Annotated in this window: 16 protein-coding genes and 1 pseudogene; 13 read left to right on the plus strand and 4 right to left on the minus strand. The window is 71.7% G+C overall.

Features of this window, described 5'->3' with window-relative positions:
• Nucleotides 1-4: 4 nt before the first annotated feature.
• Complete coding sequence (locus tag ACXAHD_RS07675; RefSeq protein ID WP_281551145.1) at nt 5-1,279, plus strand: MFS transporter; 1,275 nt, start codon at nt 5-7, stop codon at nt 1,277-1,279.
• Between the two features lie 100 nt (nt 1,280-1,379).
• Nucleotides 1,380-2,138 carry a beta-ketoacyl-ACP reductase gene (locus tag ACXAHD_RS07680; RefSeq protein WP_281551144.1) on the plus strand — a complete coding sequence of 253 codons (759 nt, stop codon included), beginning with the start codon at nt 1,380-1,382 and terminating at the stop codon, nt 2,136-2,138.
• Nucleotides 2,139-2,151: 13 nt separating this feature from the next.
• On the opposite strand, the gene ACXAHD_RS07685 is transcribed toward ACXAHD_RS07680, so the two are convergent.
• Nucleotides 2,152-3,777 (minus strand): glycoside hydrolase family 43 protein, encoded by a 1,626-nt coding sequence (locus ACXAHD_RS07685; RefSeq protein WP_281551143.1) that lies wholly within the window; start codon nt 3,775-3,777, stop codon nt 2,152-2,154.
• 258 nt (nt 3,778-4,035) lie between these two features.
• Between ACXAHD_RS07685 and ACXAHD_RS07690 the strand changes: the two genes are divergently transcribed.
• The 4 genes from ACXAHD_RS07690 (at nt 4,036) to ACXAHD_RS07705 (ending at nt 7,518) form a co-directional block, all read left to right on the plus strand.
• The gene (locus tag ACXAHD_RS07690) at nt 4,036-5,319 is read left to right on the plus strand and encodes an extracellular solute-binding protein (RefSeq protein WP_281551142.1); all 1,284 of its coding nucleotides are present in this window, start codon (nt 4,036-4,038) and stop codon (nt 5,317-5,319) included.
• A gap of 9 nt (nt 5,320-5,328) precedes the next feature.
• Nucleotides 5,329-6,258, plus strand: a complete 930-nt coding sequence (locus ACXAHD_RS07695) for a carbohydrate ABC transporter permease (RefSeq protein WP_281551141.1) — start codon at nt 5,329-5,331, stop codon at nt 6,256-6,258.
• The gene (locus ACXAHD_RS07700) at nt 6,255-7,151 is read left to right on the plus strand and encodes a carbohydrate ABC transporter permease (RefSeq protein ID WP_281551140.1); all 897 of its coding nucleotides are present in this window, start codon (nt 6,255-6,257) and stop codon (nt 7,149-7,151) included. The genes ACXAHD_RS07695 and ACXAHD_RS07700 overlap by 4 nt, the downstream gene beginning before the upstream one ends.
• 121 nt (nt 7,152-7,272) lie before the next feature.
• The gene (locus ACXAHD_RS07705; protein WP_289213450.1) at nt 7,273-7,518 is read left to right on the plus strand and encodes a hypothetical protein; all 246 of its coding nucleotides are present in this window, start codon (nt 7,273-7,275) and stop codon (nt 7,516-7,518) included.
• Between the two features lie 117 nt (nt 7,519-7,635).
• Here ACXAHD_RS07705 and ACXAHD_RS07710 read toward each other — a convergent pair whose 3' ends face one another.
• From ACXAHD_RS07710 to ACXAHD_RS07720, 3 genes are all read right to left on the minus strand, one after another.
• Entirely contained in the window at nt 7,636-8,031 is a 396-nt protein-coding gene (locus ACXAHD_RS07710) for a GntR family transcriptional regulator (protein WP_281551138.1), read from the minus strand.
• Between the two features lie 12 nt (nt 8,032-8,043).
• Nucleotides 8,044-8,205, minus strand: a complete 162-nt coding sequence (locus tag ACXAHD_RS07715) for a GntR family transcriptional regulator (protein WP_281551137.1) — start codon at nt 8,203-8,205, stop codon at nt 8,044-8,046.
• Between the two features lie 156 nt (nt 8,206-8,361).
• On the minus strand, nt 8,362-9,015 hold the full coding sequence (locus ACXAHD_RS07720) for a class I SAM-dependent methyltransferase (RefSeq protein ID WP_281551136.1): 654 nt from the start codon (nt 9,013-9,015) through the stop codon (nt 8,362-8,364).
• An 80-nt stretch (nt 9,016-9,095) separates the two neighbouring features.
• Between ACXAHD_RS07720 and ACXAHD_RS07725 the strand changes: the two genes are divergently transcribed.
• From ACXAHD_RS07725 to ACXAHD_RS07755, 7 genes and pseudogenes are all read left to right on the plus strand, one after another.
• Entirely contained in the window at nt 9,096-9,677 is a 582-nt protein-coding gene (locus tag ACXAHD_RS07725; RefSeq protein WP_281551135.1) for a helix-turn-helix domain-containing protein, read from the plus strand.
• Between the two features lie 140 nt (nt 9,678-9,817).
• Complete coding sequence (locus ACXAHD_RS07730) at nt 9,818-10,594, plus strand: hypothetical protein (RefSeq protein WP_281551134.1); 777 nt, start codon at nt 9,818-9,820, stop codon at nt 10,592-10,594.
• 229 nt (nt 10,595-10,823) lie between these two features.
• Nucleotides 10,824-11,402, plus strand: a pseudogene (locus tag ACXAHD_RS07735) (RNA-guided endonuclease InsQ/TnpB family protein); the annotation flags it as partial.
• Nucleotides 11,403-11,911: 509 nt separating this feature from the next.
• A complete protein-coding gene (locus ACXAHD_RS07740; RefSeq protein WP_281551133.1) occupies nt 11,912-12,271 on the plus strand; it encodes a hypothetical protein in 360 nt (119 codons plus the stop codon).
• 111 nt (nt 12,272-12,382) lie between these two features.
• Complete coding sequence (locus tag ACXAHD_RS07745) at nt 12,383-13,744, plus strand: aromatic ring-hydroxylating oxygenase subunit alpha (protein WP_281551132.1); 1,362 nt, start codon at nt 12,383-12,385, stop codon at nt 13,742-13,744.
• Nucleotides 13,737-15,269 (plus strand): glutamine synthetase family protein, encoded by a 1,533-nt coding sequence (locus tag ACXAHD_RS07750; RefSeq protein WP_281551131.1) that lies wholly within the window; start codon nt 13,737-13,739, stop codon nt 15,267-15,269. The genes ACXAHD_RS07745 and ACXAHD_RS07750 overlap by 8 nt, the downstream gene beginning before the upstream one ends.
• A gap of 12 nt (nt 15,270-15,281) precedes the next feature.
• Entirely contained in the window at nt 15,282-16,736 is a 1,455-nt protein-coding gene (locus ACXAHD_RS07755) for an aldehyde dehydrogenase family protein (RefSeq protein ID WP_281551130.1), read from the plus strand.
• The last annotated feature ends 91 nt before the right edge of the window (nt 16,737-16,827 follow it).

Consider the following 16,827-nt stretch of genomic DNA (forward strand, 5'->3'; position numbering starts at 1 on the left):
ACTGGTGCCCAGTCTCCTGATCGACCTCGGCCCGTTGCGGGCCAGCGCGCCGTACCGCCGGATGTGGCTCGGCGCCTCGCTGTCCGGCATCGGCACCAGCCTGACCACGGTGGCGGTTGGTCTGCAGGTCTACGACCTCACCGGTTCCACATTCAACGTCGGCCTGGTCGGGTTCTTCGCGCTGGTGCCGCTGGTGGCGCTGGGCCTGTACGGCGGTGCGTTGGTCGACGCGTACGACCGGCGGCGGGTGGTGGTTGCCACCTCCACCGGCCTGTTGCTGGTCGGGATGGGTTTCACCGGGCAGGCGCTGTTCGACGTCGGCAGCGTCGGGCTGCTGTACGGCCTGGTCGCGGCGCAGAACGGGCTGTTCGCGATCAACAATCCGGCCCGTACCGCGATCGTGCCGAGGCTGCTGCCGATCGGCCTGCTGCCGGCGGCGAACGCCCTGTCCAACCTGTCCATGGGTGTGGCCTACACGGCCGGGTCGTTGCTGGCCGGGGTGCTGGTCGGCTGGTGGGGCTACCCCGGGACCTACCTGATCGAGGTGGCGTTGGTGGCGGTGGCCCTGGCCACCCTGGTGGCGTTGCCGTCGATCCCACCGGAAGGCGAGGTCCGCCGGGCCGGGCTCGCCTCGGTCTGGGAAGGCCTGCGGTTCCTCGGCACCCGGCCGAACGTGCGGATGACGTTCCTGGTCGACCTGGCGGCGATGGTGCTGGCCATGCCCCGGGTGCTGTTCCCGGCGATCGGCGCGACCGCGCTCGGCGGCGGGGCCACCACGGTGGGGCTGCTCACTGCCGGCATCGCCGGCGGCACCCTGGCGGCGAGCCTGCTCTCCGGGCCGCTGGGTGCGGTGCGCCGGCAGGGCCTGGCGGTGCTGGTGTCGGTGGCCGGCTGGGCGGTGGCGATCACCGTGTTCGGGCTGATCGTCGTGGCGGCGCCGGGGCCGGCACCGGGCGGTGGTGCGCATCCGCTGCTGTGGGCGGCGGTGGCGGTGCTGCTGCTGGCCGGCGCGGCAGACGCGGTCAGCTCGGTGTTCCGGATGACGATCCTGCAGGCGGCGACGCCGGACGCGCTGCGCGGTCGGCTGCAGGGGGTGTTCATCGTGGTGGTCGCCGGTGGCCCGCAGCTGGGCCAGTTGGTGCTCGGCGTCACCGCGCAGCTGACCGGTGAGGCGGTCGCGGCGGTCGCCGGTGGCCTGGCCTGCCTGGTGGTGCTGGCGGCGCTGGCCCGCCACCAGCCGACGTTCGCCCACTACGACGCCCGCGATCCCACTCCGTGAACGACCGTCCGGCACCGGGCACAATGGTCTGCGCCGACCCGAGGGTCCGCACCGGCGAACACCCCCGCCGGTTCACCCCAGCGCCGAAGGAGCCGCTTCGATGGACAGATTCGCCGACCGGGTCGCCCTGGTCACCGGAGCCGCGCAGGGTATCGGGGCAGCCACCGCCCGGCGGTTGGCCGCCGAGGGCGCCACGGTGGCGGTGGTCGACCTGACCGCCGAGCGGGCCGGTCCGGTGGTCGACGAGATCGTCGCGGCCGGCGGCAGCGCGGTCGCGGTCGGCTGTGACGTGACCGACCCGGTCGCCGTCGACGCGATGGTCGACCAGACGGTCGCCGCGCACGGGCGGCTCGACATCCTGGTCAACAACGCCGGGATCACCCGGGACAACCTGCTGTTCCGAATGCCGGCCGACGACTGGGACGCGGTGCTGCGCACCAACCTGTCCAGCATGTTCCACTGCTGCCGGGCGGCGCAGCGGCACATGGTGCCGGCCCGCTACGGCAGGATCGTCAACCTGAGCAGCCGGTCGGCGCTGGGCAACCGTGGCCAGGTCAACTACGCCGCAGCCAAAGCCGGCGTGCAGGGGCTCACCGCCACCCTGGCGATCGAGCTGGGGCCGTACGGCATCAACGTGAACGCGGTCGCACCCGGCTATGTGGCGACGTCGATGACCGCGGCGGTGGCCGCCCGGATCGGGGTCGACCCGGACGAGCACCGCCGGCAGGTCGCGGAGCAGACGCCGCTGCGCCGGGTCGGCCAGCCGGCTGAGATCGCCTCGGTGATCGCCTTCCTGGCCAGCGAGGACGCGTCCTACGTCAGCGGGCAGACGCTGTACGTCAACGGTGGTGCCCGGTAACCCGGCCCGTCGCTCACAGCTCCCGGTAGGTGGCGTGGTCGAAGTCGGCGTACCCGCCGTCGTTGCCGATGTCCTGCACCCAGAGCCCGACGAACGCGCCGGTGAAGCCCCAGGCCTCCGGCTCGCCGTCGGTCATCCGGGCGGCGTACTCGTCGGACAGGATGGTGGCGTCCAGCTCGACCGGCAGCTCGCGCCAGTGGTCGCCCCGGTGGTAGCCGAACCTCAGCACCGGGCCGTCGAACACCACCTGCAGCCCGAGCCGTGCGACGTCGGTGACGTCGACGCTGGCCTGCGGGTGGGACTGTCGGCGGCCGCTGTCGCAGCTGAGCAGCTGCAGCTCCTGGCGACCGTCGTCGGTGCGGGTCAGATAGGCGTAGTGCCAGTTCTCGGTGTTGTAGTAGCCGGTCACCCCGGCAAGCTGGCGGGGGGTGGCCGCGCGGAACTCGACGAGCGTCTCGAAGACGCAGTTCGGTGCGGTCACCCGGCGGGCGACCAGGCTGGGGCGTTGCCGTCCGACCGGGGACTGGCCGCCGACGATCCGCAGGTGTGACGGGCGGCTGGTCAGGTCGGTCCAGTCCGGCCCGGCCGGTCGGCGCAGGGTCGACCAGCGCGGGCCGAGGGTCGCGGCGTCGAAGTGGTCGGTGGACGGCTCGGCGGGCCAGGGGTGCGCCGGCAGGTCGGGGGCGGGCACCTGTTCGGCCGGGACCTGACCGGCGACCCGCGGCCAGCCGTCGGCGGACCAGTCGACCCGCTGGATCGCGGTTTCCCGGCCGAGGACGCACCGCCCCAGCGGGGTGTAGGGGCGACCGACCAGGTGGGCGAGGTACCACTCGCCGCGCTGGGTCCGCACCAGGCTGCCGTGCCCGGCCTTCTGCAGGGTCAGTTCGGGGCGGCCGGCGGAGGTGAGCATCGGCCCGGCCGGGTCGGCCTCGTACGGCCCGAGCAGGGCGCGGGACCGGGCGACGGTCACCTGGTGCTCCCAGCTGGTGCCGCCCTCGGCGGTGACCAGGTAGTACCACCCGTCGTGCCGGTAGATGTGCGGTCCTTCGGTGAGCCCGGTCGGCGTGCCGGTGAAAATGGTGACCGGGTCGCCGACCAGGCGCCGGGCGTCGCGGTCGTAGCGCTGGATCTCGATGCCACCGAACCGGTCGTGGCCCGGCCGCCAGTCGGCCGTCATCGCCAGCAGCCAGGTGCTGCCGTCGTCGTCGTGGAACAGCGACGCGTCGAAGCCGTGGGCGTGCAGCGGCACCGGGTCGGACCACGGTCCGTCGATCGACGGGGCGGTGATGAGGTAGTTCTGCGGATCCCAGTAGCCGCTGGCGAAGCTGGCGACGTCGCTGTAGACCAGGTGGAACAAGCCGTGGGCGTACGTCAGATCGGGTGCCCACACCCCGCACGAGTCCCCGGCACCGGTCAGGTCCAGCAGTCGTCGTTCGGTGAGTATCCCGTCGAGCGGGCGCCAGTGCACCAGGTCGCGTGAGTGGTGCAGGGTCACGCCCGGGTACCACTCGAAGGTCGACGTGGCCAGGTAGTAGTCGTCGCCGACGCGCAGCACCGACGGGTCGGGGTAGAACCCGCGCAGCACGGGGTTGGTGATGACCCGGGCCGAGGTGGCCACGTCGGTCGTGTCGGTCGGCATCGGTGGTCCTCCGGGCTCGGCTGGCGAGATCTTCGGCAGTTTTCCGGAAAGTATGCCACTCGAGGAGGCTTCTGCGGCCCGTTGACGACGGTCGTTGTGTGGAAACCGGGTCTTGACCGAGCGGCAACGCCGTCGTAGCGTGCGCAACGTCACCAATTCATGGCGTTCCGCAGGTGAAATTTTCGGTGACACCGGTCGATTGCTCGGCATTCAGCGGTGGGTGGGACCACGCTCGCCGCTTACCTGAGGGGACGGCACATGGCGACACCGATCCACTTCTCCCGCCGTACGCTGCTGAGCCTTGCCGGCCTCGGAGCCGGCGCGGTCGCGCTCGGCGCGTGCGGCGACTCCGGAAGCGACAGTGCGGGCATCGAGTGGTGGCACATCCAGAACACCGACCCGATGCTGCCTGTCTGGGCGGCGTTCGCCGAGGAGTTCCAAGCGCAGAACGAAGGCGTCGGCATCACCATCACCCCGCTGGAGAACGAGGCGTTCAAGGCCAGGCTGACAACGGTCACCCAGGCCGGCGACCCGCCGGACATCTACCACACCTGGGGCGGTGGCGTTCTCCGGCAGCAGGTCGAGGCCGGGCTGTGCCAGGACATCACCGACGCGGTCGCCCCCTGGCGGGACATCCTGCAGCCGGCCTCGACGTTGCCGTACGAGATCGACGGACGACTTTACGGCGTCCCGTTCGACATCGGTATGGTCGGCTTCTGGTACAACAAGGCGCTGTTCGCCGACGCCGGCATCACCGCACCGCCGCAGACCTGGGCCGAGTACCTCGAGGTCGTCGGCCGACTCAGGTCAGCCGGGATCACACCGATCGCGCTGGCCGGCGGCGAGAAGTGGCCCGGCCACTACTACTGGGCCTACCTCGCGATGCGCATCGGCGGCGTCGAGGCGCTGAGCCAGGCCGGCGAGGACAACAACTTCACCACCTCGGCGTTCATCGGCGCCGGCGAACGGCTCGCCGAGCTGGTCGCCCTCGAACCATTCCAGGAGGGCTTCCTCGGCGCGTCGTACGGTGAACCCGACGGCCAGGCCGCGGCGATGGGCAACGGCGACGCGGCGATGGAGCTGATGGGCCAGTGGGCCCCGGCCGTCCAGGAGGAGGCGTCCGGCGTCGAGGGCGGGATCGGCACCGACCTCGGCTTCTTCCCGTTCCCGGTGGTCGACGGCGGTCAGGGATCGGCCTCCGACGCGTTCGGCGGCGGCGGCGGGTTCGCCATCGGCCGCGACGCCTCGCCGGACGCGATCCGGTTCCTGGAGTTCATCAGCCAGGTGGACAAGCAGCGCCGGGCCGCCGCAACCGGCGCGTTCCTGCCGGTCACCATCGGCGCCGAGGCCGCGATCGAGGACCCCAACCTCGCCGCCGTCGCCGAGACCCTGGCCGACGCCAGCAACTTCCAGCTCTACCTGGACCAGGCGTACGCACCGGCGGTCGGCCAGGAGGTCAACGACCGGGTCGCCGAACTGATCGCTGGGCAGATGACCCCGGAGCAGGTCGCCGAGGCCGTCACCGTCGTCGCTCAGCGCTGACCGGCGACGATGGACCGCAACCTGAGACGTCGCCGGATCAGCGACCGGATCACCATCGGCCTGTTCCTGCTGCCGGCGCTGGTGCTGTTCGGCGTGCTGGTCGTCGTCCCGATCCTGGTCGCGGCGTACACCAGTCTGTTCCGCTGGAACGGGTTCGGCGGCCTACCGACCGACTTCATCGGCCTGGACAACTTCGTCCGGCTGCTCGACGACCCGGTCTTCATCGGCGACCTGCGACGCGGGGCCCTGCTGGTGGTGCTGTCGGTCACCGTCCAGCTGCCGCTCGCATTGGGGCTGGCCCTGCTGCTGAACCAGAAGCTGCGCGGCCGGGCGGTCTACCGGGTGCTGTTCTTCGCCCCGTACGTGCTGTCCGAGGTCATCACCGCGGTCCTGTTCACCATGGTCTTCAGCCCGAACCGGGGCCTGGCCAACCACGTGCTGGGCCTGGTCGGCCTGGAGAGCCTGAGCTCGACCTGGCTGTCCGACCCGTCGACCGTGCTGTACTCGGTGTTCCTGGTGATGACCTGGAAGTACTTCGGCTTCCACATGGTCCTGCTGCTCGCCGGCAGACAGAACATCCCCCGGGAACTGCACGAGGCGGCGGCGACCGACGGAGCCGGCGGCTGGCAGATCTTCCGGCACGTCACGCTGCCGCTGCTGGCCCCGACTATCCGGATCTCGATGTTCCTGGCCGTGATCGGCAGCATCCAGCTGTTCGACCTGGTCTGGGTGCTCACCGGCGGTGGTCCGCTGAACGCGTCGGAGACCATGGCGGTGACCATGTTCCAGTACGGGTTCCGGCGCTTCGAGGTGGGTTACGCCAGCGCGATCAGCATCGCGATGTTCCTGATCAGCCTGGCCTTCGCCGTGCTGTATCAACGCTTCATCCTGCGCCGCGACCTCGAAGGAGCGATGACCACCATGGGGGACCAGCGATGAGCGCCCCGACTCGTACCGCACGGCCCCGGCCGCAGCGGGCCGACCGGGGTGGCGACCGGGTGTCGCGGCTGCCCGGCCCGGCCCGGTCCCTGTCGTTGCACACCGTCTCGATCATCGTCGGGCTGATCATCGTGGTACCGATCGCCTTCGCGCTGCTCGGCGGGTTCAAGGACAACCGCCAGCTGTCCAACAGCCCGTTCGGTCTGCCGTCGCCGTGGATACCGGAGAACTACCTCGAGATTCTCGGCTCCGGATCGTTCTGGCGGCAGCTGTTCAACAGCACGCTGATCGCGCTGGCCACCGCGGTGATCGTGGTCGGGGTGGCGGCACTGGCGTCGTTCGTCTTCGCCCGGTACGCGTTCCGGGGGCGGGAACTGCTGTTCCTGTTCTTCACGATCGGGCTGATGTTCCCGTTCGCGGTCGCCATCCTGCCGCTGTTCATCCTGCTGCGCACCATGGGTCTGCTGGACAACCCGCTCGGGGTGATCCTGCCGCAGGCCGCGTTCGGCCTGCCGGTGACGATCATCATCCTGCGGTCGTTCTTCCGGGCCATACCGGGGGAGCTGGAGGAGTCGGCGATCCTCGACGGCTGTACGCCGTTCGGCTTCTTCTGGCGGATCCTGCTGCCGATGGCCCGGCCGGCGATCGCCACCGTGTCGGTGCTCGCCATCGTGGCCAGCTGGAACAACTTCATGCTTCCGCTGGTGGTGTTCAACGACCCGAACTGGTGGACCATCCCGGTGGGCGTGCAGGAGTTCCAGGGCCAGTACGCCGACGACAGCGCCAAGGTGCTGGCGTACGTCGTGCTGGCGATGGTCCCGGCGCTGGCCTTCTACTCGATCGCCGAACGTCAGCTGATCGGCGGGCTCACCGCCGGTGCCACCAAGGGCTGACCGGGCGACCCGGATGAGCGTCGCGCGGTGACGATAGTCCCGCCGAGCTGGCCGGTCGGCGGGACAAGCCGGCCCGGGGGTGGTTGTTCCGGCCGCCGGCGGTTGGTGAGACTGCGTGATCATGAGTCGTCGCAGTCTCGTGACAGTCGTGGCCGCCGGGGTGACCGTCCGGTGGACGGCTCGTCGGTCGATGGCCGCGGCGCCCGCCTGCGGGTCGGCGTCGCCGACGACGCGCCGGGCGGTGACCGCCGTGCTTGACACCGGGCGGGTGGCCGCCGTCGGCGTCGCCTGCACCTGGGATCCGGGCCACGGGGCCGCCGCCCGGCTCGGCCCGCTGGTCAAGGAGATCCTGCGCCGGTTAACCTGACCGCCGGCGGGTTCGGCAGGCCGGCGAGGGCGGCCCGACAGCAGTGCGGTGGTGCTGTCCGCCGGCGTCGCCACGGCGGTCAGGGCAGCGGCCTTGTCTCGACGGCCATCATCCGGGTCAGGGCCTGCGCGGCCCGTTGCTCGACGACGGCGACGGATTCCCCCAGATGCATCGTGAATTCCCGGTGGGCGGTGTCGAGGTCGCCACCGAGGACGGCCTCCAGGATGCCGAGGTGCTGCGTGGTCGTCCGGTCGATCCGCTCGGCGGAGCGGAGTCGGGCAGCACGAAGCCGGGATCCGGCTCCGGAGTGTCGCGGCGCAGCACCAGCCAGTCGTCACGCAGGGGCTCGACGACGGCCGGATCGTGTGGTTCACCGGTCTCGACCGGCCGGTGCAGCGTCGCCAGCTCCAACGCTCGGCGGACCTCGTACAACTGCCGGACCTCGACCAGATTGGACGCCGTCGGCACGTAGCCGCCGTCCGGCAGGCGTTCGACGAGCCGCTCGGAGTGCAACCGGGTCAGGGCCTAACGAACCGGGGTACGCGACACCGACAGCAAGGTGGCCGGCCGCTCCTCGCCGAGCCGGATCCTGAGCGGGAAGTCGCCGACCAGCAGCCGCCGCTTCAGCTCGGTGTAGGCGTGCTCACCGGCCTGTGCTCGCGGAGGTGCGTCCAGTCCTTTATCCAACGCCGGATCCATGGACGGGACGTAGGGACGTCGTGCTTCTGGCGTGTTTCGCGGCGGTAAGCAGCCCGACGCGACAGCGGGCAAACCCGATCGATCCCGTGCATGGCCGCGCCCCGGCGGCCGGTGGCCCTGCTGATGGTCGCGGTGCGGGTGGCATCAGCCGATCTCTCCGTCGCGCCGGATGAGCAGCACGTTGTCGGTGACCATCGCGGTCTGACCGGCCGGCCCGGTGGCCCGCCGCTGCGGCATGTCCGCCCGCAGCACCTGCCACTGCCGCGGATCGAGATCGAGGCCGGTGGCCACCTCGTCCGGGGTGGGGAAGTGGGCGTCCGGGTCCTGATTCCACGACCAGGGGGCGGTGGATCCGTGGTCGACGACCAGCAGCCGGCCGCCGGGCCGCAGGGCCAACGCGGCGGTACGCAGCACCCGGCCCCGGTCCAGCGCGAACGGCGTGTGGAAGTACTGCGCGTTGATCAGGTCGAACGTCCCGGCCGGGAAGCTGTCCGCCAGATCGTGCCGTTCACCGGTGACCCGGTCGCCGAGGCCGAGCTCGTCGGCCTTTGCCACGACGCGGGCAACGGCCGTAGCGGAGATGTCCACGGCCGTGACCTGCCAGCCTTGTCGGGCCAGCCAGATGCTGTCGCCGCCGCCACCACAGCCCAGATCCAGGGCGGCGCCCGGCGTCAGCGCCCCGGCGGTCTCGACGAGCTGTGAGTTGGTCGGTCGGTCCGAGGCGGTCAGGCTGCGGTGCAGCCCCTCCCAGAACGACTCGGGATCGGCACCCAGCTGCGGGCCCTGCCATCCATTCATCGGTTGCCTCCTTCGGGGACAGCATCCGGACCACTGCACGGCAATTGCAAGAAGAGTTGCCGATCCGCATCATGGGTGCCATGAACGTCACCGCAGCGGACGTCCTCGCCGGGGTCGGCCCTCGGCTGCGTGCCCTGCGCCGGGCACGCGGCGTCACCCTGGCCGGCCTGGCCGAAGAGACCGGTCTGACCACGAGCACGCTGTCCCGCTTGGAGAACGGCAAACTCCGCCCGACGTTGGAGCAGCTGCTGCCGCTGGCGCGGGCCCACGGCGTACCGCTCGACGACCTGGTCGCCGCCCCACCCACCGGCGACCCGCGGATCCACCTGCGGCCGATCCGACGCTCCGGGCTGACCATCGTGCCGCTGACCCGGCGGGCCGGCGGCGTCCAGGCATACAAGGTGGTCTACCCGCCGGCCGGCCGGTCACCCACCATGAAACAGCAGACCCACGACGGGTACGAATGGTTCTACGTGCTCAACGGGCGGGTCCGGTTCGTCCTCGGCGACCAGGAGTTCCAGCTCGACCCGGGTGAGGCCGCCGAGTTCGACACCCGTACGCCGCACTGGATCGGCAGTGCCGACGCCCAACCGGCGGAGACACTCACCCTCTTCGGCGCCCAGGGCGAACGCGCCCACCTGTCACCGGTGCCGACCAACTGACATCAGGGTCATCGAAGGCGCATCGGGTTGCCGCCCAGCGCAGCGGCACTGGTCTCCGCCGTCTTGGCAACCTGACGGTACGCCCGCGCGGTGGTTGACGAGGTCGGCCGCGGCTGGTCAGGTGTTGCGACAATGCGTCCATGAGTGACGGTTCACGCGGGCTGGCGGTCGTACCTGCCGTTGCATGGTGGACGGTGCTGCGGCTGGTGATCGTCCTGCTGTGGCTGGTCGCGGCGGCGACCGCCTGGTGGACGGCCCCCCGGCAGCACGACTACGACCAGGCAAGGGCGGACGTGGCAGCGGGTCGGGTGGTGGCGTACCAGTGGGGTGACAGTTGGGACCGGAGTCGACGCGGATGGTTCGACGTCGCCGAGCTGCGGTCGTCGGGTCAACTCGGCCCGCTGTTCGGGTGGCGTACCGCCGACGGCCGAGTGCGCTGGACCAACACCGCGACCTTCGGCGCGGTGACCGCTGCTGCTGCCGACGGCGGCGGCAGCTACGCAGGACCGGGCGCGGCCGCCCTGGCCCGGGACCTGCGCGCCGCCGGCCTGGAACAGCGGGTCGGCGGCGTGCAGTCCGCCGTGCGGGTCGGTACCCAGATCGGTTTCGTGCTGCTGGTGACCTTCCTGGTGGTGCTGGTCGGTGGGCCGGCTCCGGCGCTGGGCACCCGGTGGTACTGGTTCTGGCTGGTCTTCCTGGCCCCGTTCGGGCTCGGTCTGCTGTGGTGGCTGGGTCTGGAGCTTCCGTGGTCGGGCAGGGCGGCGGCGTTGCCTGGTGTGGTCGGCGTCAACCAGCGTCGGTACACCGGCCTGCTCGGCTTCGCGTTCGGGTTGCTCGCGGCCCTCGGGATCAGTCTGCTGACCATGGTGCTGCACATTGTGCTCGGCGACTGGTGGGTGCCTCGGCCCGGCGGCTAGCGGCGGTACAGGCGTTCGCCGGAATCGGTCAGGGGGTCAGGACGACCTTGCCGGCGACGGTGCCGGACTCGGCCAGCCGCAGCGCCTCGGCGATGCGGGTGAGCGACAGCTCGGCGGCGATCTGGGCGGTGACGTCACCGCGCCGCAGCGATCAGCTCGCGGAGCATGGCGAGCATGACGGTGACGGCCTGGATGGGCCGTGCCCCAGGCGAGCGCGGGCACCAGCATGATGCCGGTGCCGGCAGCAACCAGAGCCTGCTTGCCGTGCCAGTCATCACACGCCGTGGTGGGGGTCGACGCCGGCCTCGACAGCCTGTTCACCCTGTCCACCGGGGAGAAGATCCCCAACCCGAGACATGAACGCCGTGACCGGCGGCGGCTGGCCCGGGCCCAGCGGAACCTCGCACGCAAGGCCAGAGGCTCGGCGAACCGGGCCAAGGCCCGGCTGGCGGTGGCCCGGGTTCATGCCCGGATCGCCGACCGCCGCCGCGACCACCTGCACAAGTTGACCACCCGGCTCGTTCGTGAAACCCAGACGATCGTGATCGAGGACCTGGCCGTCCGCAACATGATGGCCAGTCACAGTCTGGCCCGCGCCGTCTCGGACGCGGGCTGGCGGCAGTTCCGCAGCATGCTGGGGTACAGAGCGGACTGGTACGGCCGGGATCTGGTGGTCGTGGACCGCTGGTTCCCGTCGACCCGACTGTGCTCGGGCTGTGGCGTACTGGCTGAACACCTGCCGTTGGCGGTCCGGTCGTGGACCTGCCGGTGCGGGCAGGCCCATGACCGGGACGTGAACGCGGCCCGGAACATTCTCGCGGAGGGGCTCTCCGTGACTGCCTGTGGAGGCGGTGTGAGACCTCACCGGGAGTCCTCCTCTCGGACGGGGCGGTCGTCGGTGAAGCAGGAACCCCCTGGGGCGACCCAGGGAATCCCCGTCCCTTCAGGGCGGGGAGGAAGTCAACGCAGTGGAAGGCGATCCGGGGCGGGCCGCCGAGGGCGTCGGCCAGTGCGGTCAGCGGCCCCAGACAGCCCGGGTACGCGCAGTCGATCCACGTCTCGCCGGCCAGGTCGGTCAGCCGTACCCGGTCGACGCCGGCCAGCCTGTGCCCGGCGGGGAGGGCGACCAGCAGCTCCTCGTCCGTCAGGTCGACCCCGTCGCCGACGGCGGGCGCGACAGCAGCGGGTGCGACACCAGCAGGATCGGCCGAAGACGTCCGGGTGCCGGGCGCGGAACCGGCTGATCGCCGCCGGTACGAGGGTGGTGTTGGCGCTGATGCTCGGCACCGGCGACCCGCACGGTCGTGACTCGGTGCGGTGGATCGTCGAGCAGGCCGCGACCGCGTCGGTGCGCACGGCCGGTGCTGGCCGCGTCGGACGCGGGTCGAGTTGCCCGGGGTCGGTCGCCGTACCGTCTTCCCTTTTCCGTTCTCGGACCAGCATGTCCTGGCGGCCCGTCACGGGATCCGGGCCACCACCCGGATGTGCCTCGACTCCAGGGCTTTGACGTGGCCGCTGTTCGCCGGTCGGTCGTCCGGGTTGTTCCGCCTGGCCCGCCGGTTGCGGCTGGCCGACGTGCTGGTGTCGGCGCTGGTCCGGGCGTGGGTCGGCGCTGACCGGTTCGTGGTGCGGGCGAGCGCCAGCAGATCGAGCGGACCGGCGGTGACGCTGGAGTGACCGTCCGCGATTCCGCAGATAGCGGGATGCTGCAACTATCGCGCCGCCCACATCTATGCCAGGATTGGATCCAATGCATGCTGGATCGGATGCCTAGCTGAGAGGGGTGCCATGCTGCGGCGCGAGGAGAACGAGCGGATCACCCGCTCCGGGCCGGGCACACCGCTCGGCCGGCTGATGCGCGCGTACTGGCAGCCGGCGGCGCTGGTGTCGGAGATGGACCCGCAGCGGCCGGTCAAACCGGTCCGGCTGCTCGGCGAGGACCTGGTGCTGTTCAAGCAGGCCGACGGCGGCTGGTCGCTGGTCGGGCGGTTCTGCGCGCACCGGGGCGTCGACCTGGCGTACGGCCGGCACGAGGACGGCGGGCTGCGCTGCCTCTACCACGGTTGGCTGTACGGGCCGGACGGGCGCTGCCTGGAGCAGCCGGCCGAGCCGCCGCACAGCACCTTCGCCAGCAAGGTGCGCATCCCCAGCTACCCGTGCGTCGAGCGCAACGGCATCGTCTTCGCCTACCTCGGCGAGGGCGACCCGCCGCCGATGCCGCACTACGACTGCTTCCAGGCACCCGACGAGTACACCTTCGCCTTCAAAGGGCTGTGGGAGTGCAACTGGCTGCAGGGCGTCGAGGGCGGCATCGACCCCAGCCACGTCTCGTTCCTGCACCGGTTCATCGACGAGGATCCGCGCGACGTCTACGGCCAGCAGTTCAGCGAGGAGGTCGCCGGCACCGGGCAGAAGCTGTCCAAGCTGGTCGGCGACGCCTACCGGCCGGACATCGAGGTCGAGCAGGCCGAGCACGGCCTGCGGGTGTACGCGCTGCGCCAGCTCACCGACGAGATCCGCCACGTACGCATCACGAACCTGGTCTTCCCCAACGCGTTCGTGGTCCCGTTCGGCAACGACAAGGTTTTCTGCCAGTGGCACGTGCCGATCGACGACTACCACCACTACTGGTACATGATCTTTTACGACTTCGCCGAGCCGACCGACAAGCAGACCCTGCTCGCCCAGCGGCTCGACGAGGTCTCCCTGCCGGACTACCGGCCGCTGCGCAACCGGGCCAACAACTGGGGCTTCGACCCGGCCGAGCAGCGGGACCTGACCTACACCGGAATGGGGCTGGACATCAACGTCCACGACCAGTGGGCGGTGGAGAGCATGGGCCCGATCCAGGACCGCACCGTGGAGCGACTCGGTGTCTCCGACCGGGCGGTGACCGCGAACCGCCGGCTGCTGCTGCGCGCCATTGACGCCTTCGAGGCCGGCAACCCGGTCCCGGCCCGCCCGGCCGACGAGGCTGCGGCCGCCGAGCTGACCGGCCCGCTCGCCGTCGACACCGTGGCCCCGACCGACGGCTGGGAGCAGACCTGGCGCGAACGTGAGGCGCAGCGGCGGGCCGGCTCCCCGTGGGCCGGCACCCCGTCGCGGTCGGCGGTCGGCGCTCCGACGCGGTCGGCGGCCGGCGATGCGTAGCCTCGACGAACGGCCCGTCGCCGACGGCGGGGACGGCCGCCGCGTGGTGCCGATGCTCGCCGCCGACCGGGGCGGCTTCATCGACCGTCACCAGCTGTGGACCGACACCCAGTACGCCGCCGCCGGCCAGCTGCGCCGGGTCGTCGACGAGCTCGGTATCGAGCTGATCCGGTTCTCTTTCGCCGACCAGCACGGCGTGCTGCGTGGCAAGACGCTGACCCGGGAAGCCGCCGCCACGGCACTGCGGTCCGGCGTGACCGCGCCGTCGTCGCTGCTGCTCAAGGACCCGTCCGGCGCGTCGGTCTTCCCGGTCTTCGCCGCCGACACCGGCGTCGGGGTGAGCGGGTTCGCCGGTGCCGGGGACATCGTGCTGGTGCCCGACCCGACCACGTTCCGGGTGCTGCCGTGGGCGCCACGGACCGGCTGGTTGCTGTGCGACCTGCGGTTCCCCGACGGTGCCGCGGTGCCGTTCTGCACCCGTGGCCTGCTGCGCACGCAGCTCGACCGGTTGGCCGCCGCCGGGTACGCGATGACCGTCGGCGCCGAGCTGGAGTTCCACGTCTTCGCCACCGACGGTCCCACCGACGGCGGGCTCGACGACGACCAGGTCGGCCGGCCGGGTGCGCCCGGCCGGGCCAGCGGCGCCCGGCCGCTGAGCCGGGGCGCGCAACTGCTGCACGAGGACGGGCTGGACCGCGCCGACGAGGTCGTCCAACTGCTGCACCACGGGCTGACCCGGCTCGACCTGCCGCTGCGCTCCCTGGAGCTGGAGTTCGGGCCGAGCCAGTTCGAGATCACCATGACCGCCGGGGACGCGGCGGTCGCCGCCGACCAGGTGCTGCTGGCCCGCTCGGCGATCCGCCAGCTCTGCCGCCGGCACGGCTACCACGCCACGTTCATGTCCCGCCCGGCCGGTGCCCAGACCGCCTCCACCGGGTGGCACCTGCACCAGTCGCTGCGCGAGCTGGCCACCGGCACGGCGGCGTTCGACCCGGTCACGCCGGGGGAGGCGCTCTCCCCGGTCGCCGGGCACTACCTCGCCGGTCTGCTGGAGCACGCCGGTGCGGCAGCCGCCTTCGCCACCCCGACGGTCAACGGCTACAAGCGCTACCTGCCGTTTTCCCTCGCGCCGGACCGGGTGGCCTGGGGGGTCGACAACAAGGGGGCTATGGTCCGGGCCGTCGGTGCCGGCTCCGACACCGGCGTACGGCTGGAGAACCGGTGCGGCGAGCCGGCCGCCAATCCGTACCTGTATATCGCGTCGCAGCTGGTCAGTGGCCTGGACGGGATCGACCGGCGGCTCGCCCCGCCGCCGGCGGTGCAGGATCCGTACGCCGCCGACGCGCCCCGGCTGCCGGCCTCGCTGGCCGAGGCGCTGACCGCGCTGGAGGCCGATCCGGCGTTCACCGCCGCGCTCGGCGCCCCGGTGATCTCCTGGTACGCGACGCTCAAGCGCCGCGAGTTCGCCCGCTACCTCGCGCACGTCTCCGACTGGGAGCAGCGCGAGTACTTCGATCTGATCTGAGGGAGTAGCCCGATGACGTCGTCTGTCGCCCCGCTGGCCGACCTGGAGCCGTTCCACGTCGACGGCGGGTGGATCGCCCCCGGTGGGCGCGCGCTGATCGAGGTGCGTGACCCGTCCACCGGCGCGGTGATCAGCCGGGTCGCCCAGGCCACCGCCGAGGACGTGGACGCGGCGGTGGCCGCCGCCACCCGGGCGTACGCCGACCGGCGGTGGAGCGGTCTGGCTCCGCTGGAGCGCACCCGGGTGCTGCACCGGCTCGCCGACCTGATCGAGGCGCACCTCGAGGAGTTGGCGGTGCTGGAGACCCGGGACAACGGCAAGCCGATCGAACGTTCCCGGGCCGACACCGGCGCGGCGGCCCGGGCGTTCCGGCACTTCGCCGGGGCGACCAGCAGGCTGACCGGCACCGTCGTGCCGATCGACGGCGGCGGCCACCACGTCTACACGGTGCTGGAGCCGGTCGGTGTGGCGGCGCTGATCCTGCCGTGGAACTTTCCGATCATGACCGGCTGTTTCAAGATCGCCCCGGCGCTGGCCGCCGGCTGCCCGGTGGTGGTCAAGCCGGCCGAGCAGACCCCGCTGACCATGTTGCGGGTGGCCGCCCTGGCCGCCGAGGCCGGCGTGCCGCCGGGGGTGTTCAACGTGCTCACCGGCGACGGCGAGGTCGGCGCGGCGCTGGTCGCCCACCCGGGCGTGGCGAAGGTGTCGTTCACCGGCTCCACTGAGGTGGGCCGGTTGGTGATGGCCGGCGCGGCGGCGACGACGAAACGGCTCACCCTGGAGTTGGGTGGGAAGAGCCCGAACATTGTCTTCGCCGACGCCGACCTGGACGCCGCGGTGCTGACCGCGATGCGGGCGTCGTTCGGCCACTCCGGGCAGATGTGCACCGCCGGCAGCCGGCTGCTGGTGCAGCGGTCGATCCTGGACGAGATGACCGAGCGGCTGGCCGCAGCGACCCGCCGGGTGCCGCTGGGCAACGGACTGGACGGCGGGGTGACCGTCGGCCCGCTGGTCTCCGAGGAGCAGCGCCAGCAGGTGCTGTCGTACATCGAGACCGGCATCCGGGAAGGGGCCACGGTCGCGGTCGGCGGCGGGGTGCCGGACCGGCCCGGCTACTTCGTCGAGCCGACCCTGTTCACCGGGGTACGCAATGACATGGCCATCGCCCGGGAGGAGATCTTCGGGCCGGTGACCGGGGTGATCGCCTTCGACGATGAGGACGAGGCGGTCGCGATCGGCAACGACACGTCGTACGGGCTGGCCGCCGGGGTGTGGACCCGGGACCTGTCCCGGGCACACCGGATGGCGGCCGTGCTGCGGGTCGGCACGGTCTGGGTGAACACGTACAACATCTTCGACCCGGCGCTGTCCTTCGGCGGGGTCGGGGACTCCGGTCTGGGCCGGGATTTGGGCGACGAAGCCCTGCATTCGTACTGCGAGCGCAAGGGCGTCGTCGTCGCGCTCTGACCGGCGGGGGGGGGGGGGGGGGGGGGGGGGGGGGGGGGGGGGGGGGGGGGGGGGGGGGGGGGGGGGGGGGGGGGGGGGGGGGGGGGGGGGG

The organism is Micromonospora sp. ABR4_055, from assembly GCF_056160425.1.

Bases quoted from the DNA above. Each gene is read 5' to 3' on its own strand.
- ACXAHD_RS07680 (WP_281551144.1), top strand. From the start codon at position 1,380: ATGGACAGATTCGCCGACCGGGTCGCCCTGGTCACCGGAGCCGCGCAG.
- ACXAHD_RS07685 (WP_281551143.1), bottom strand. From the start codon at position 3,777: ATGCCGACCGACACGACCGACGTGGCCACCTCGGCCCGGGTCATCACC.
- ACXAHD_RS07690 (WP_281551142.1), top strand. From the start codon at position 4,036: ATGGCGACACCGATCCACTTCTCCCGCCGTACGCTGCTGAGCCTTGCC.
- ACXAHD_RS07695 (WP_281551141.1), top strand. From the start codon at position 5,329: ATGGACCGCAACCTGAGACGTCGCCGGATCAGCGACCGGATCACCATC.
- ACXAHD_RS07700 (WP_281551140.1), top strand. From the start codon at position 6,255: ATGAGCGCCCCGACTCGTACCGCACGGCCCCGGCCGCAGCGGGCCGAC.
- ACXAHD_RS07705 (WP_289213450.1), top strand. From the start codon at position 7,273: ATGAGTCGTCGCAGTCTCGTGACAGTCGTGGCCGCCGGGGTGACCGTC.
- ACXAHD_RS07720 (WP_281551136.1), bottom strand. From the start codon at position 9,015: ATGAATGGATGGCAGGGCCCGCAGCTGGGTGCCGATCCCGAGTCGTTC.
- ACXAHD_RS07725 (WP_281551135.1), top strand. From the start codon at position 9,096: ATGAACGTCACCGCAGCGGACGTCCTCGCCGGGGTCGGCCCTCGGCTG.
- ACXAHD_RS07730 (WP_281551134.1), top strand. From the start codon at position 9,818: ATGAGTGACGGTTCACGCGGGCTGGCGGTCGTACCTGCCGTTGCATGG.
- ACXAHD_RS07745 (WP_281551132.1), top strand. From the start codon at position 12,383: ATGCTGCGGCGCGAGGAGAACGAGCGGATCACCCGCTCCGGGCCGGGC.
- ACXAHD_RS07750 (WP_281551131.1), top strand. From the start codon at position 13,737: ATGCGTAGCCTCGACGAACGGCCCGTCGCCGACGGCGGGGACGGCCGC.
- ACXAHD_RS07755 (WP_281551130.1), top strand. From the start codon at position 15,282: ATGACGTCGTCTGTCGCCCCGCTGGCCGACCTGGAGCCGTTCCACGTC.